15 protein-coding genes are annotated in these 15750 nt (G+C 64.3%); 11 read left to right on the forward strand and 4 right to left on the reverse strand.

What is annotated here, in order from left to right:
• Positions 1–21: 21 nt before the first annotated feature.
• From pcaF to NKH33_RS16060, 5 genes are all read left to right on the forward strand, one after another.
• Positions 22–1227: a 3-oxoadipyl-CoA thiolase gene (gene pcaF / locus NKH33_RS16040; protein ID WP_352920532.1), complete on the forward strand. Its 1206-nt coding sequence runs from the start codon at positions 22–24 to the stop codon at positions 1225–1227.
• A gap of 152 nt (positions 1228–1379) precedes the next feature.
• A complete protein-coding gene (locus tag NKH33_RS16045) occupies positions 1380–2411 on the forward strand; it encodes a BMP family protein (RefSeq protein WP_352683733.1) in 1032 nt (343 codons plus the stop codon).
• A gap of 274 nt (positions 2412–2685) precedes the next feature.
• Positions 2686–4176 carry an ABC transporter ATP-binding protein gene (locus tag NKH33_RS16050; protein WP_502906736.1) on the forward strand — a complete coding sequence of 497 codons (1491 nt, stop codon included), beginning with the start codon at positions 2686–2688 and terminating at the stop codon, positions 4174–4176.
• Entirely contained in the window at positions 4176–5231 is a 1056-nt protein-coding gene (locus NKH33_RS16055; RefSeq protein WP_352540873.1) for an ABC transporter permease, read from the forward strand. Before NKH33_RS16050 ends, NKH33_RS16055 begins: the two co-directional genes overlap by 1 nt.
• Entirely contained in the window at positions 5228–6172 is a 945-nt protein-coding gene (locus tag NKH33_RS16060; protein WP_023678177.1) for an ABC transporter permease, read from the forward strand. Before NKH33_RS16055 ends, NKH33_RS16060 begins: the two co-directional genes overlap by 4 nt.
• Before the next feature lie 14 nt (positions 6173–6186).
• On the opposite strand, the gene NKH33_RS16065 is transcribed toward NKH33_RS16060, so the two are convergent.
• Positions 6187–6954 (reverse strand): SDR family NAD(P)-dependent oxidoreductase, encoded by a 768-nt coding sequence (locus NKH33_RS16065; RefSeq protein ID WP_352681879.1) that lies wholly within the window; start codon positions 6952–6954, stop codon positions 6187–6189.
• Between the two features lie 264 nt (positions 6955–7218).
• Between NKH33_RS16065 and NKH33_RS16070 the strand changes: the two genes are divergently transcribed.
• Complete coding sequence (locus NKH33_RS16070) at positions 7219–7374, forward strand: hypothetical protein (RefSeq protein ID WP_023678176.1); 156 nt, start codon at positions 7219–7221, stop codon at positions 7372–7374.
• 130 nt (positions 7375–7504) lie between these two features.
• Positions 7505–8452: an LLM class flavin-dependent oxidoreductase gene (locus NKH33_RS16075; RefSeq protein ID WP_352920536.1), complete on the forward strand. Its 948-nt coding sequence runs from the start codon at positions 7505–7507 to the stop codon at positions 8450–8452.
• Between the two features lie 31 nt (positions 8453–8483).
• Here the strand turns inward: NKH33_RS16075 and NKH33_RS16080 are convergent, their stop codons facing one another.
• The 3 genes from NKH33_RS16080 to NKH33_RS16090 are packed head-to-tail and all read right to left on the reverse strand — an operon-like array spanning position 8484 to position 11384.
• Complete coding sequence (locus NKH33_RS16080; RefSeq protein WP_352920539.1) at positions 8484–9431, reverse strand: dihydrodipicolinate synthase family protein; 948 nt, start codon at positions 9429–9431, stop codon at positions 8484–8486.
• Positions 9421–10416, reverse strand: a complete 996-nt coding sequence (locus NKH33_RS16085; RefSeq protein ID WP_352920541.1) for a Gfo/Idh/MocA family protein — start codon at positions 10414–10416, stop codon at positions 9421–9423. The genes NKH33_RS16080 and NKH33_RS16085 overlap by 11 nt, the downstream gene beginning before the upstream one ends.
• On the reverse strand, positions 10413–11384 hold the full coding sequence (locus tag NKH33_RS16090; RefSeq protein ID WP_352451282.1) for a Gfo/Idh/MocA family protein: 972 nt from the start codon (positions 11382–11384) through the stop codon (positions 10413–10415). The genes NKH33_RS16085 and NKH33_RS16090 overlap by 4 nt, the downstream gene beginning before the upstream one ends.
• A gap of 97 nt (positions 11385–11481) precedes the next feature.
• Here NKH33_RS16090 and NKH33_RS16095 point away from each other — a divergent pair, with 97 nt between their 5' ends.
• The 4 genes from NKH33_RS16095 (at position 11482) to NKH33_RS16110 (ending at position 15736) form a co-directional block, all read left to right on the forward strand.
• A complete protein-coding gene (locus tag NKH33_RS16095; RefSeq protein WP_352920543.1) occupies positions 11482–12195 on the forward strand; it encodes a FadR/GntR family transcriptional regulator in 714 nt (237 codons plus the stop codon).
• Between the two features lie 32 nt (positions 12196–12227).
• A complete protein-coding gene (locus tag NKH33_RS16100; protein WP_352920545.1) occupies positions 12228–13808 on the forward strand; it encodes an ABC transporter substrate-binding protein in 1581 nt (526 codons plus the stop codon).
• Between the two features lie 66 nt (positions 13809–13874).
• The gene (locus NKH33_RS16105; protein ID WP_023678169.1) at positions 13875–14834 is read left to right on the forward strand and encodes an ABC transporter permease; all 960 of its coding nucleotides are present in this window, start codon (positions 13875–13877) and stop codon (positions 14832–14834) included.
• Positions 14831–15736: an ABC transporter permease gene (locus NKH33_RS16110; RefSeq protein WP_502893704.1), complete on the forward strand. Its 906-nt coding sequence runs from the start codon at positions 14831–14833 to the stop codon at positions 15734–15736. Before NKH33_RS16105 ends, NKH33_RS16110 begins: the two co-directional genes overlap by 4 nt.
• Positions 15737–15750: the final 14 nt, after the last annotated feature.

Below are 15750 nucleotides of genomic sequence, written 5' to 3' on the forward strand. Positions count from 1 at the left end.
GTGCAAGAGAGAGGCGGCATAATGGCCGAGGCGTATATCTGCGACTACATCCGCACGCCGATCGGGCGCTTCGGCGGTTCGTTGTCGGCGGTCCGTGCCGACGATCTCGGCGCTATCCCTCTGAGGGCGCTGGTCGAGCGTAATTCGGGCATCGACTGGGCCGCCATCGACGATGTCGTCTATGGCTGCGCCAACCAGGCCGGCGAGGACAACCGCAATGTGGCGCGCATGGCGCTGCTGCTGGCCGGCCTGCCCAAGGAGGTTTCGGGCTCGACCGTCAACCGTCTCTGCGGTTCGGGCATGGATGCGGTGATGATTGCTGCCCGCGCCATCAAGGCCGGCGAGGCGGAGTTGATGATATCAGGCGGCGTCGAATCGATGAGCCGCGCTCCGTTCGTGCTGCCGAAGGCAGAGACCGCCTTTTCGCGCAATGCCGAGATTTACGATACCACGATCGGCTGGCGCTTCATCAATCCGCTGATGAAGAAGCAATACGGCGTCGATTCGATGCCGGAGACCGGCGAGAACGTGGCGGAAGAGTTCGCTGTCTCCCGCGCCGACCAGGACGCATTTGCCGTGCGCAGCCAGGACAAGGCTGTAGCCGCACAAGCCAATGGCCGGCTGGCAAAGGAAATCACGCCGGTGACGATCGCGCAGCGCAAGGGCGATCCGGTCGTTGTCGACAGAGATGAGCATCCCCGCGGGGGCACGTCGATCGAAGCGTTGGCCAAGTTGCCGACGCCGTTCCGACAAGGCGGCACGGTTACGGCCGGCAATGCATCGGGCGTCAATGACGGCGCCGCGGCGCTGATCGTCGCCTCGGAAGCGGCAGCGAAGAGATGCGGACTGACGCCGATTGCCCGCATCCTCGGCGGTGCCACCGCCGGCGTCGCTCCGCGGATCATGGGCATCGGTCCGGTGCCGGCCACGCAGAAGCTGTGTGCCCGGCTCGGCCTGACGCCGCAACAGTTCGACGTCGTCGAGCTCAACGAGGCCTTCGCCTCGCAAGGCATCGCCGTGCTGCGCCAGCTCGGCATTGCCGAGGACGCGGAGCACGTCAATCCGAATGGCGGCGCCATCGCGCTCGGTCATCCGCTCGGCATGTCCGGCGCGCGCATATCAGGCACGGCGGCGCTGGAGCTGCGTGAACGCGGCGCCAGATACGCGCTCGCCACCATGTGCATCGGTGTCGGCCAGGGCATCGCCGTGGCGCTGGAGCGATTGTGAGCAAGCGTCGATTTGCCAGGCCATTTAATGGCGCGTTCCGCCCACTCAAATTTGACCATGTGGACAAAAGCCGGGCACCGTTCCATAGTTCCTTCGCCGATATTCCAGAGAAGAGAGCCGGCTCGACACGGCGCCAATCAGAGGGGCATGCAATGGACAACGGGAAGAGCAGAATCCAATCGAAACGCGAAGAGCTTTCGCGCCGCAACGTGCTGGAGCTGGGCGCGCTCGGCCTGGCGGCGGCGATGCTGCCGGGCAGCGCCTTTGCCAAGACCAAGAAGCTGAAAGTGGCGGCTATCTTCGCCACGCCGATCGAGGAGCCGTGGGACAACCAGATCCATGTTGCCCTGCAGAAGGCCGAGAAGGAACTCGGCATCGAATACAAATGGTCGGAGAAGGTGCAGACGGCCGATTTCAGCCGCGTCATGCGCGAATATGCGCAGGGCGGCTATGAGCTGGTGCTGGGGGATGCCTTCGCCGCCGAGCGCGAATCGCGCAGGACCGCCAAGCAGTTCCCGAAGACTGCCTTCCTGTTCGGCTCCGGCGCCGGGCCGGCCGAGCCGAATTTCGGCGTTTTCGACAACTGGATTCACGAGCCGGCCTATCTGTCCGGGATGATCGCCGGAAAGATGTCGAAATCGGGCACGATCGGCGCCGTCGCGGCGATGGGCATTCCGGAAGTGAACCGGCTGGTCAACGCCTTCTTTGCCGGCGCCAGGGAGGTCAATCCCGACATCAAGAAGAAGGTCGCCTTCATCGGTTCGTTCTTCGATCCGCCAAAAGCAAAGGAAGCGGCCGTCGCCCAGATCGATGCCGGCGTCGACGTCATCTATGCCGAGCGCTTCGGCGTCATCGAAGCGGCGGCGGAGAAGAAGATCCTCGCTATCTCCAACATGTCGGACCAGTCGAGCCTCGGCCCCGACACCGTGATCACCGGGCCGGTCTGGGACATGTATCCGACCGTCGAGCAGGCGATCAAGCTGGTCAAGGCCGGCGTCTTCACCGCGCAGGATTACGGCGATTTCTCGCGCATGGCCAAGGGCGGCTCCTACCTCGCGCCCTATCACAAGTTCGACAAGACGCTGCCGGCCGAGGTCAAGGAACTGGTCGAGAAGAAGAAGGCCGAGATCCTCGATGGCAATTTCCGCGTCGACGTCGATGAGAATACGCCGGTCTCTGACTGAGCGATGTCTTTTGGGGGTCTGGCGCTTGTCGCACCCCCCTCTGGCCTGCCGGCCATCTCCCCCTCAAGGGGGGAGATTAGCAGCTTCGCCGACAGCACCTCTTCTTCAGCGCTGACGATTTGCGAAAGCCGAAGTGACATCCGATCTCCCCCCTTGAGGGGGAGATGGCCGGCAGGCCAGAGGGGGGTGCAGCGCATTCCCGTCGATCAAAGCTGAACCGTAAAGCCAATTCCGATCGGGAGCACCCTTGTCAACGCCTGCCCCTCTTATTGAAATGCGCGGCATCTCCAAGAGCTTTGGCGCCGTCCAGGCGAACGAGGCCGTCGATCTCAGCGTGGCGCCGGGCGAAATCCTCGGGCTGCTCGGCGAAAACGGCGCCGGCAAGACGACGCTGATGAACGTGCTGTTCGGCGCCTATGCGCCCGATGCCGGCGAGATCCTGGTGCAGGGCCGGTCGGTGGCGATCAACAGTTCGGCCGATGCGCTGGCCGCCGGCATCGGCATGGTGCACCAGCATTTTCATCTCGCACCGCGGCTTTCGGTGCTGGAGAACCTCTTGATCGGCATTCCCGGCAGATCGGGCCGGATCGACCGCGCCGGCGGGCTGGCGCGGCTCGCCGAGATCGGCCGCCAGCACGGGCTGACGCTCGACCCGGACCTCGCCGTCTCGGCGCTGTCGGTCGGCGAGCAACAGCGGCTCGAAATCGTCAAGGCGCTGTTTCGCGGCGCAAGGCTGCTGATCCTCGACGAGCCGACGGCGGTGTTGGCACCAACCGAGGTCGACGGGCTGTTTTCGGCGCTGCGCTCGATGGCGGCACAAGGGCTCGGCATCATTTTCATCTCGCATAAGCTCAACGAGGTGCGAGCGCTGACGCATCGCTGCGTCGTGCTCCGGCATGGGCGCGTTGCCGGCCGCGTCGATGCGCCGGCCAGCACCACGTCCTCGGAGATGGCGCGGCTGATGTGCGGCCACGAGATCGTGCCTCCGGCCAGAGGACCGTCGATGCCGGGTGCGGCCGTGCTGACCCTCGACGGTATCTCGACATCGCATCATTCCGGCATGGCGCTGCGCGATGTTTCGCTGTCGGTTCGTGGCGGCGAGATCCTCGGCATCGCCGGCGTCTCCGGCAATGGCCAGCGCGCGCTTGCCGAGGTCATCTCCGGCGTGCGTGCGCCCGATGCCGGGAAGATGACCATAGCCGGCAAAACGGTTTCGCGGTTCTCGCCGAGCACAGTCCAGGCGCTCGGCCTCGGCCGCATCCCGGAAGACCGTATGACGACAGGGCTGGTCACCAATCTGCCGCTTGCCGATTCGATGGTGCTGCCGCGCATAGGTACGGCGGCGTTCAGCCGCAACGGCCTGCTCAAGCCGGATGCGATCCGCGCCTTCGCCGAGGCGCAGATCAAGGCCTACGATATACGTTGCCCCGGGCCGATGACGCGCGCCGGGGCGCTGTCCGGCGGCAATCTGCAGAAGGCGCTTCTGGCGCGCGAACTCGCTTTCGATCCGAAGGTGCTGATCGTTTCGCAGCCGACTCGCGGCCTCGACATCGGCGCCGCGCGCTTCATCCACGAAAAATTCCTCGACATGCGCGCCAAGGGCTGCGGCATCATCGTCATCGGCGAGGATCTGGAAGAGTTGCTGATGCTCTCGGATCGTATCGCCGTGATGTATGAAGGCCGCATCGTCGGCACGCTGAACAGCGCCGACGCCAGCATCGCCAGACTCGGGTTGATGATGACCGGAGCGGAGGGCCATGCCTGATGTTCCGTCTCGAGGCCCGCACCTCAACGCCCGCCTGGTTCAATCTGGCGCTGCCGCTGCTCGCTATCGGCGCGACGCTGATCCTGTGCAGCGGCCTCATCGCACTGGCCGGCGCCGGCGTCGTCGAGGCTTATGGCGTTATGTTTTCGGCGTCTTTGGGCGACAGCTACGCCATCACCGAAACGCTGGTGCGTGCCGCGCCGATGATCTTCACCGGGCTGGCCGTGGCAGTCGCCTTCCGCGCCAAATTCTGGAACATCGGCGCCGAAGGGCAATTGCTGGCTGGTGCGGCGGCGAGCTGTGCCGTCGGTGCAATCCCGATGCCGGGGCCGCTCGCCATGCTGCTGATGGCGCTGGCGGGCGCTGCCGCCGGCGCGGCCGTCGCCCTGATCCCCGCCACGCTGAGGGTAAAATTCAGGGTCGATGACGTGGTCAGCTCACTGCTGCTCAACTCGGTCATTTTCTATGCACTGATGGCGCTGATCGAGGGGCCATGGAAGGACAGTTTCAGCGGCTACCCGATCTCGCCGCCGATCGAGGATACGGCCAATTTTCCGGTGCTGCTCGAAGGCACACGGCTGCATCTCGGCGTCGTCGCGGCGCTGGTCGCCGCACCGGTCATCTGGTTCGTGGTCGCGCGCACCACGCTCGGCTTCCGCATCAGGGTCACCGGCGAAAACCCGGAAGCGGCGCGCTATGGCGGCATCAATGTCGAGCGGGTGCTGATTTCGACGGCGCTGCTGTCTGGCGCATTGGCCGGCCTTGCCGGCGTCGGCGAGGTCGGCGGCGTGCATTTCCAGGTGATGAGCGACATCTCGCCGGGCTATGGCTATTCCGGCATCGTCGTCGCCATGCTGGCGAGGCTCAATCCGCTCGGCGTGGTGCCGGCGGCGATCTTCCTTGCCGCCGTCATGACCGGCGCCGAGGCGATGTCGAGGGCGACCGGCGTTCCGGCCTTCCTCAGCGATGTTATTCAGGGAACCGCATTGCTTGCCATGCTGGTGGCGCTGCTGTTCACCGCCTATCGCCTCCGTCGCGTGGGAATAGCCAAATGAGCGTGGTGCTGGAGCAGATATTCCAGGTCGGCTTCCTGGCCGCCATCATCCGCATTGCCACGCCCCTGGCCTTCGCAACGCTGGGCGAAATGTTCTCCGAGCGCGCCGGGGTGCTCAATCTCGGCATCGAAGGCATCATGCTTTTGTCGGCGATGACCGGCTTCACCGCGGCGAGCCTCAGCGGCAGCCTTTGGCTTGGCGTGCTCGCGGCGGTGCTGACCGGGGCGCTGATGGGCGCCGTGCACGCGCTGTTCACTGTAGCGCTCGGCCTCAGCCAGCATGTCTGCGGCATCGGCGTGACGCTGTTCTCGTCGGGCCTTGCCTATTTCCTCTACCGGCTGATCTTCGGACAGCAATCGGTGCCACCGAACATCAAGGGGTTCGAGACGCTGCCGATCCCGATCCTGTCCGACATACCGGTGCTTGGGCCGGCGGTGTTCAACCAGTTTTCGCTGGTCTACATGGCGATGCTGGCCATACCGCTGGCCGCCTTCGTGCTCTACCGCACGCCTTGGGGCCTAGCGGTGCGCATGGTCGGCGAAAACCCGCGTGCCGCCGATTCTGCCGGCGTCAGCGTCATTGCAACACGCTTCCAGGCGGTGATCCTCGGCGGTGCCTTGATGGGACTGGCCGGTGCCTTCCTGTCGATGGCGCAATTCAACGCCTTCACCTTCGGCGTGGTTTCGGGGCGTGGCTGGGTGGCAATCGCGCTCGTCGTTTTCGGCCGCTGGGATCCGTGGCGATCGGCAGGTGCTGCACTGCTGTTTGCCTTCGTCGACGCCTTGCAGTTGCGCATGCAGGCGAGCGGGCTTGGCCATATCCCCTACGAGGCCTTCCTGATGCTGCCGTTCATCTTCACCATCGTCGCTATGGCGGTGATGTCGCGCAATGCGGTGGCCCCGTCGGCGCTGCTCAAGCCGTTCCGGCGCGAAGAGCGGTAGCGGCGCTTCGCCTTTCACATCGCGGTGAAGCCGTTATCGACGAACAGATGGGCGCCGTTGACGAAGCTGGCCTCGTCGCTGGCCAGGAACAGGGCTGCCTTCGCGACCTCTTCCGGCTCGCCGATCCGCCCTTGCTGCGCCGCCATTGCCGCGTCGGAGACATCGACGCCGAGTTTGTCGAGATCGGCGACCTCGCGCAGGCCATGCGGTGTCCTGATGAAGCCTGGACAGACCGCATTGCAGCGGATGTTGCGGTCGCGGAACTCGACGGCGATGGCACGCGCGAACATATGGCAGGCGCCCTTGGTGGTGTCGTAAAGCACCTCCATCGGCGTCGCCGCCACCGCCGAGATCGACGAGGTGCAGACGATGGAACCGCCGCCGGCGGCGATCATGCCGGGCAGCACAGCACGCGTCATCAGGAACATCGAACGCACATTGACGGCATGCAGCCAGTCCCATTCCTGCAGCGTGGTCTCCAGGAAGGGTTTGATGACGAGGGTGCCGGCATGGTTGAACAGAACCGTGACCGGGCCGAATTTTTCCGTCGCGCCCTTCACCGCCGTTTCGACCTGCGCCTCATCCGATACGTCAGCGACCCAGTGCTCGGCGACATGGCCGCGTTGCCTGATTGCCGCCGCGGTAGCCGCCGCCGCTTCGCCGTTGCGGTCGACGATCGCCACCTTGGCGCCCTCGGCCGCGAAAAGCTCCGAGGCCGCACCGCCCATTCCTGTCGCGCCACCCGAAATGATGGCGACCTTGCCGGCCAGTCTTGTCCCCATGGTTTGCTCCCTGCTGCCTTGCCGTGACGTCGCGGCTTTCCGCTGAAGCGATGCTATCCCTCATCCATTGGATGGCCAAGGAGCCACAGACACATGGACCTGACGTTTCCTGCCGTCACCCCGGCATGCCGCAAAAGGCAGCGCTAAGCAGTAAAAGCACTAACTTGTCCGCCGTTTGGAGAAAATTGTTCTAAGGATCGCGCGAAAATAGCACTCGACAAAGTCTACTGATTTTATAGATTAAGCGCCGAGACGGAGGTCGATATGTCCTATAGCCAGAACGCTCAGACTGCCCGCAAAGGCCAAAGGCTGGGTTCCGACCAGGTGTGGCGGCCGGCCTATGCCGGTGCTTTCGCCTATCTCGTCTTTGCCCTTGCGTTTGTATTCACCGGGGCAGTGGTACTGGGGCTGATCCCCTGATTGTCAAGGCTCTGATCATCGAGGCTTCCTCGGGATAGCGGCGTGCCGTTTGCAGAAATTCCGGAGTTGATGAACCGAATGCCGGTGTGCATTTGCGCGCCCTGATTCCAACGTGATGGAGGAGATGGCAATGCCGATCGAGTTCACGCATGTTCCCGGTAAGATCCACGCTGCCGACGCCAGCTTTTTCTATGACTTTGTCGAGACCGCGACGAAGCTGTCACTGATCGAGGATGCTGGATTCCAGAGGATCGTCATCGACGACCAGGCCGGGCTGCTGACCAATATGGACCTTGCCGCCCAGACGCTGGACCGGACCTCGTCCCTGGAGGTCGTGCTCACGCATTGGGCAGGCGTGATCGAACCAACCGTGGCGGCGCGACAACTCGCTGCCCTCGACGCGAGAAGCGGTGGCCGGCTGTCGCTCAGGATGCTCAGCGAGCCGCTGAGCGACGACGATGCCGAGGCACGTCCGGCCGGCCATACGGTGGTCTGGCAACGCATCGATGAATATCTGGTGCTGCTGAAGCGGTTGTGGTCGAACGACAGGCCGTTCGACCATGAAGGCACCTTTTACAGCATCAAAGGCGGCTATGTGCCGCGCAAGGGGCCGCATGGTGCCGATGTGACCATCCGCATGGGCGGGCAGTCGGGCACTGCGCTCAGGGTCGCGGGCAGGCATGCGGACGTGTTCGAGCTGGCGCCTGGCTCGCTTGCAGAAATTCGCCAGTCAATGGAGCGCGTACGCGGCGCTGCTGCCGAACACGGCCGGGCCGGCAAGCTGCGTTTCGCGCTTCCCGTCCGAATCCGTTCGGAAGACAAATCGGCCGCTTCCTGCCAGAAGGCGCTCGAACTTGCCGGGCCGCCGGCGCAGGTCGCGCTGTCGCTGCTTTCCTACGCCGCTTTGGGGATCAAGGAGTTCATGATCGTCGGCGTCGACAGGCCACGCGAGATTGCGACCGCCGGCCGCGAGGCGATCGCGCTCTTGCGCAATTCACTGGCACGGCGCGAGGCCGATGTCCCTCAGCCGGGGGCGTTTGTGTCACGCGCGACACAGGGCGCGCGAGCCGGCTGCTGAACCGTCGTCCCGCGCCTTGGTGACGGGTCTATCACCATTCCGGGAAAGCCGCGTGAGCCGCCCTGGCCAGCGTCGGTATTTCCTGATCGGGAACGGAGCTGTAGGGCCAGAGCAATCGCGGCCCGAGCGGCGCCCAGCCGCCAGCCGCCGCCATCGCCTTATCGAGCGCTGCATCACCGACATTGTAACGGGTGCGAAACGGTAGGACATGTACGGCCAGGAAGGCCTGTATGCGGGCCTCGAGTTCGGCAGCTGCGGCCATGTCGGTGCGGATCATCTGCCACCACTGCACCGCGCCCTTCGGGTTGAGGCAGGCAACGTTGGAGTAGCTGCCATGGGCTCCCCCGGCATAGCCTGTTGCCAGCGTGTGGCCGGGGACGAAGACGGAAAATCCGTCCAGTCTGCGGCGCGTGTCGGCATACCAGCCGGCGTCGCCGCCCGGCAGCTTGGCGCCGACCAGCGATGGCACGGCCGCACGCAGACTGGCGATGCCGTCGAGCGTCAGGCGGCGCTTGGCGTGCGGCGGGTTATAGAGCACCAGCGGCGTTTCGGGCGCGGCCTCGCAGAGGCCGCCGGCAAAACGCATGATCTCGTCGTCACTGGGCGGCCACCAGTCGGGCAGCGTGAATTGAGCCGCCGTCGGGCGAAGTCCGGCGACCCGCGTCAGTCGCTCCAGCGCGACGCGCGGATTGGACTGGCTGATGCCGATCTGGAAAGGAAGGCGCGCGCGGCCGGCTATGGCTGCGACCAACTCACAAAGCCGGTCGAATTCGGGCTCGGTCTGGCAATGGAATTCGCAGGCCGTTCCATTGGAATAGACGCCGTCGACGCCTGAGGCGCAGAGCCGGGCGATCGTCTCTTCCGTCGCCTGCCAGTCGATCGCTCCGCGATCGTCGATGGCCAGCATCACCGCGCCCCAAATGCCGCGCGGTGCGTGTGCGGGCAAGCGGGCCAGATGGTCGTCGAGGTCAGCGTCCACCGGCGATCTCGTGTTCGCGGCGGGTTTCGTTCGACGCAAAGGCAGCCTCGACAATGGCGATGATCTTGCGCGCATAGATGCCGTCGACCGGCACCGGCGTGTCATCGGCAATGGCATCGCGCATTGCGCTCCATTCGCGCACCAGCGCGTTATGCATCCAGTTCGGCTCAAAGGAACCGGGCAGCTCGGTCCAGACCGTCTCGCGGCCAAGCATGGTGCCGCGGTCCATGTCGATGCGCAGCGTTCCCCGCTCGCAGACCAGATCCATGGCATAGGTGGTGGCGCCGGTGCGATAGCCGACGCTCTGCACCTGGCCGATGCCGCCGCCGGCGAAGCGCAATCCGAGCAGAGCGCTGTCGTCTGCTTCCTGGTCATGGAACTTGGCGCCGAGCATGCCGCTCACCGACACGACATCGTCATCCATCAGCCAGACCAGGCGATCGACCGCGTGGATGCCGGCCGTCAACAGCATGCCGCCGCCGGTCGCCTTGCGCAGATGCCAGTCGCGGCGATTGTGCTCCATCCACAGCTTGATGATCCAGCTCGATCCGGCGAGCGGCCGGCCGAGCTCGCCTTCCTCCAGAATTTGCCTGGCCGCCATGCAGGGCAGGGCGAAATGCATGAGGTGGGCGACCATCAGCTTGACGCCACCCTTGGCCACGGCGGCGTTGATCGCATCGCAGGCAGCCACCGTCGGCGCCATCGGTTTTTCGAGCAGGATATGCTTGCCGGCCTTTGCCGCGCCGATGGCCATTTCGGCATGGAGATGGTGCGGGCTGGCAATGAGGACCGCATCGACCTCCTTGTCGTCCAGCAGCCTTCGCCAGTCCGCGTAGCCGCGGCCGCCATGTTCAGCGGTGAATTGCTGCAGTGCGTCGGCATTTCCTCGAGAGGCGGCGACGAGGCGAATGCCGCCAGCCTCAGGGATTGCCCGCGCATGGGCTGCGCCGAAATCGCCGGCGCCGATAATTCCTATTCCAATCATGGTCCTGCCTTTTGATAGGCGGCGTCGATCAGCGACATCGCCGCAACATAATCTTCGATGGACACCGGCGGAGGCGCCTTTCTGGCCAGCCGGTCAAGCGTATCGCGCATGAACAGACGATAGCGCGTCGCCGGCAGTTCGACCGGCAAGTCGACGATTGCCGCGTCGTCGAGCGTTGCGCAGATAACATGGTCGCCATGATCGATGAGGGTGGCATTGGCACTGACGATGCGCCACTCGAAGTCACCGCCGGGGCGCATCGAAGCAAAGGTGTAACCGGCCTCGACGATGAACAGCGCGCCGGCCTCGTCTTCCAGCACCAGAAGTGCGTGATCCTCGACCGGGCCGGGATGGATGCGGTTCGCGATCGAAACGCTTTTCAGGCCGAGCTTGCCGGTTGCCAGGCTGAGTGCCGCGTCGACGCCGTGTATGCCGAGATTCCTCAACGCACCCCCGCCACCAACCGCCGGGTCGAGCACCCAGGCGACACCGTCGGCGATGTAGCGTTGCGGCGGGCCGTTGACCAGCCGGAACTGGCAATGCGCCACGGGGCCGGCGCGACCTTGCCGGCGCAGCCGTTCAAGGCCGGCAACGGCCGGCCCGAAACGGTTGGGCAGGGGAACAGCGACAAAAGCCTGGTACTGCCTGGCGAGGTCGCGCAGCGCCATCAGTTCCCTCGTATGGCTGGCCGCCGGCTTCTCCAGGATCAGCGGTACCCTTGCCGCGATGATCGCACGTGCCCGCGCCGGCACCATCGAAGGGTGCCCCATCAACAGGATCACATCCGGCGGGCTGGAGAGTATCTCCTTGAAATCTTCGATAAACGGCAGGTCGTGGTGCGCGGCGAACGCATGCGCTTGGCCAGGATTCTCGTCCCAGATACCGGCGATCTCCGCACCGTAAAAGCGTGCGGCGTCGAGGTGCATTTCGGCGTGCCAGTGGCTCGAGCCGGCGAGGATAATCTTCATTCGGAGGCAGCACGTTTGCTATGGGCTTGCAGGATATCCTACAAGTGGCTATACGACAAGCGGCGGGCAAGCTTCAGCGGATGATGAAAGCAGTGGGATGGCGGAACTGAAGTCGATCGAACCGTTGAGCAGACCACCGCTGCTGCACGTCACCGTGCAGGAAAGCCTCAGGGCCTATATCGAAAGCAACCAGCTCAAGGCCGGCGATCCCTTGCCGCCGGAGACGTTTCTGGCGCAGCGGCTCGGCGTCGGCCGCAACTCCGTGCGGGAGGCCATCAAGGCGCTGGAATCGATTGGCATCCTGGAGACACGGCGCGGCATCGGCGTGTTCGTCAAGGAGTTCTCGTTCAAGCCGCTGCTGGACAACCTGGCCTACGGTTTGCAGGATTCGCTGCGCGACGTCGAAGAGCTGCGCGAAATCCGTCGCGTGCTGGAAACCGGCCTCATCGCCAAGACGATCGAGATGATCAGCGCCGAAGATATCGAAGCGCTGCGCCAGTTGACCGAGCGCATGCGGCAACGTGCCGAGCGCCATGAGAGCTTCGCCGAAGAGGACCAGCAATTCCATCAGCTGCTGTTCCGCTGCCAGAACAATCGCATGCTGAGCGCGCTGATCGACATCTTCTGGATGGCGTTCAACAAGGCCTCGAATTTCACCAATCTCGACAATCCGACGCCGCTGGCGACATGGCGCGACCATCACGAGATCGTCGAGGCTGTCGCCGCCAAGGATGTCGAGCAGGCGCGTCGGCGGCTCGATGACCATTACCGGGGGATCCAGCAGGTTATCGCCAAAAACCGAGCAAGCTGAAGAACAACCTGACTATGCCAAGGGAGGAAACCATGCGCATCAGGACCATCGCATTCTCAGTCGCCGGGCTGCTGCTCGCCAGCATTGCCCCATTGACCAGTGTCCAGGCACAAAGCGCCAAGACCATTGCGGGCGGCTTCGACGTCGGCCCCGGCGGTTTTCCCAAGAACTTCAACCCGCTGGTCGCGACCGGCGGCTACACCTGGCTCAGCACCTATTTTGAACCGCTGGTCATCTACAATGCCGGACTGACCGAGATCGAAGGCGACCTCGCCAAGGACTACAAGATCAGCGACGACCAGCTGAGCTATACGTTCAACCTGGTCAACGAGACCTGGCATGACGGCAAACCGTTCACCTCGAAGGACGTCAAGTTCACCCTCGAGCTTGCCAAGAACAAGGCCTCCGGCAGCCTGTTTGCGGCCCGCCTCGCCAACATCGCCTCGGTCGATGCCCCGGATGACCACACCGCAGTGGTGAAGCTATCGAAACCGAACGGCTCGTTTCTATCCATCCTCTCGCAGCTGATGATCCTGCCGGAGCATGCCCTGGCCGCTCTGCCGCCGGAATCGCTGGCGACAAGCACCTGGTGGTCGACCACTCCGGTCGGCACCGGCCCGTTCAAGTTCAAGCGCTACGTGACCGACCAATATGTCGAACTGGCAGCCGATGACGATTATCGCGGCGGCAAGCCGAAGGTAGACGTGCTCATCAACCGCTATTTCGAGTCGCCGGCGGCGGCCGTTGCCGCGCTCCGTGCCGGCGAAATCCAGTTCACTTATGTCGAGCCCGACGATGCGGCATCGTTCAAGAGCGACAGCAATTTCAAGGTGATCGAAGGTGCCTCGTACGTGGTCAACTATATCGGCCTGAACCAGAAGGTCGACCTGTTTAGGGATATCCGTGTCCGCCAGGCGATCATGTACGCGATCGATCGCAACGCCATCATCGACAGCCTCTACGGCGGTGCCGCCGAGCCAGCCAATTGCGGCTATGTCGCGCCGCATCTCGTTCCCGCAGGCCTCGAACCCTATGCCTACGATCCGGCAAAGGCCAAGGCGCTGCTGAGCGAGGCCGGCTGGGACAAGATCAACGGCGACAAGCCGATCACCTTGCTGACCTATTACGGCTCGCCGCAAGCGGCCAATGTGATGGCCGCTGTCCAGTCGATGCTGGCCGAGGTCGGCATCAATGTGGTGCCGCGGGTCGTCGATACGCCGACCTACAACGGCATCGTCTACAAGCAAGGCACGCCGGACTGGAACGCCTTTCCGATGGTCTATGCCGGCCTGCAGAACGGCCCCAACCCGGCCGGCCTCAATCCCGGCCTCAACAAGTCGCAGATCCCGCCGGCAGGCTTCAACACCATGCGCATCGAGTTCGACGATCTGAGCACCGCATTGGACGCCGCGCTAGGCCAAACCGATCCGGCCAAGCTCGATCAATCCTGGCAGGGGGTCTGCAAGGTCATGAACAAGGAGCTACCCTGGGCGACGTTGTGGGTGGCCAACCGCTATGGCGTAGCCTCCAACAAGCTGCATGACTTCGTCTGGACGCCGGCGCCGGGCGGCGGCCCCTACGCAGCTCACCCCGAGCGCTGGGACATCCAGTAAGAAACCCGCAAGCAAGCGAGCAGGCGGGACCACTTTGGCGCCGCCTGCCACCGCCACGGAAAGCCGATGTTGAGCTTCATCGCCCGCCGCAGCGCCACAGGATTGCTGATGCTGGTCGCGCTCAGCGTCCTCATCTTCATCCTGTTGCGGCTGGCGCCGGGCGATCCGATCGACGCCTATATCAACCCATCGGTCCCCATGTCGGCTTCCGACCTCGAGGGCCTGCGCGAACGGCTCGGACTCGATCGGCCGCTTCCCGTGCAGTATCTCGCCTGGCTGCGCGCGGCGCTGAGCGGTGACTTCGGCTATTCGATCCAGCGCAGCGGCGTTGCCGTGCTGCCACTGGTCATGGAACGCATCGGCCCGACGGCGCTCCTGATGGGTACGGGCCTGGCGATCGCCATCGTGCTCGGCATTTCCGCCGGCATTTTCAGCGCGGTGCGCCGTAACGAACCATCCGACATCGCGCTGTCGGTGCTGTCGTTTATCGGTATCTCCAGCCCGGCTTTTCTGACAGCGCTGCTCGGTCTCTATTTCTTCTCGGTGCTGCTGCGCTGGGCGCCGTCCGGCGGCATGCAGACCGCGGGTGCGCCGTTCTCGGCGACGGATGTGCTTGCGCACCTCGTCCTGCCCGCCTGCCTGCTGTCCGTCGGCCATGCCGCGCTGATCATGCGTTACATGCGCGCCTCGCTGCTGGAAGTGCTCAACCAGGATTACGTGCGGACGGCGCGTGCCAAGGGCGTGCGCGAGTTCTGGGTGATCATCAAGCACGCGACCCGCAATGCGCTCTTGCCGGTCATTACCTTGATCGGCTCGACTGTCGGCATCGCCATCGGCGGCGCTATCTTCCTGGAAAGCGTGTTCAATTGGCCGGGCATGGGACTGCTTCTGGTCAATGCCGTCGGCACCCGCGATTACCCGGTGATCATGGGCGCTACCCTGGTGATCGGCGTTTGCGTCATCCTGGTCAACCTCTTGACCGACGTCGTTTATGCCGTCGTCGACCCGCGCATTCAGGTGGCATGATGGCAATCACGGCGCCAGATCCTACAGTTGACCCGACAGCCGTGCCGCAAACCAAAGGCCCGCTTCGCCGCGCGCTCGACCGCTTTTTTGAAAACCGCGCGGCGCGTGCCGGGCTTTTGATCGTCATCCCGATCCTGCTGGCGGTTTCGACGTATCCTTTGTGGTGGCCGTTCGGTCCTAACACCATCGACCTCCGAGCAATGAACAAGGCGCCGTCGGCCATTCATTGGCTGGGCAGCGACGGTGTCGGGCGCGACGTCATGGCCCGGCTGCTGCAAGGCGGACGGATCTCACTGCTGGTCGCCGTCTGCTCGGTCGCCATATCGACCGTCATCGGCTTCCTGGTCGGCGCCGTCGCCAGCTTTGGCGGGCGTCTTGTCGACGGCACGGTGATGCGCCTGGTCGACCTGGCGATGACGCTGCCGCCGGTGATCTTCCTGCTGGTGCTGGCTTCGATCGCCGGCACCGGCATCGCCCCGACCATCCTGGTGATCTCGCTGCTCTCCTGGCCGGTGCTGTCGCGCATGGTGCGCGCCCGGCTGCTCGAACTGCGCGAGCGCGATTTCGTCGTTGCCGCCCGCGGCATGGGCGCGGGGCTGCCGCATCTGCTGTTCCGGCATGGCCTGCCCAATTGCATCGATATCCTGGTCGTCTACGCCACCTTGCAGATCGCCAACGCCATCCTGCTCGAGGCCGGCCTGTCCTTCCTCGGCCTCGGCATCGCACCGCCCGAAGCCAGCTGGGGCAACATGCTCAATCTCGCCCGCTCCACCGTGGTGCTTGAAAATTACCCCTGGCAATGGATGTTCCCGGGCGCCGCACTGGTGCTCACCGTGCTCGCCATCAATTTCATCGGCGACGGCCTGCGCGACGCATTCGACCCCCGCTCCGATCTCAACTGACCTCAAAGGTTTAT

It is taken from the genome of Mesorhizobium sp. M1182, from assembly GCF_040318335.1.
In the GTDB taxonomy this organism is placed as follows: domain Bacteria; phylum Pseudomonadota; class Alphaproteobacteria; order Rhizobiales; family Rhizobiaceae; genus Mesorhizobium.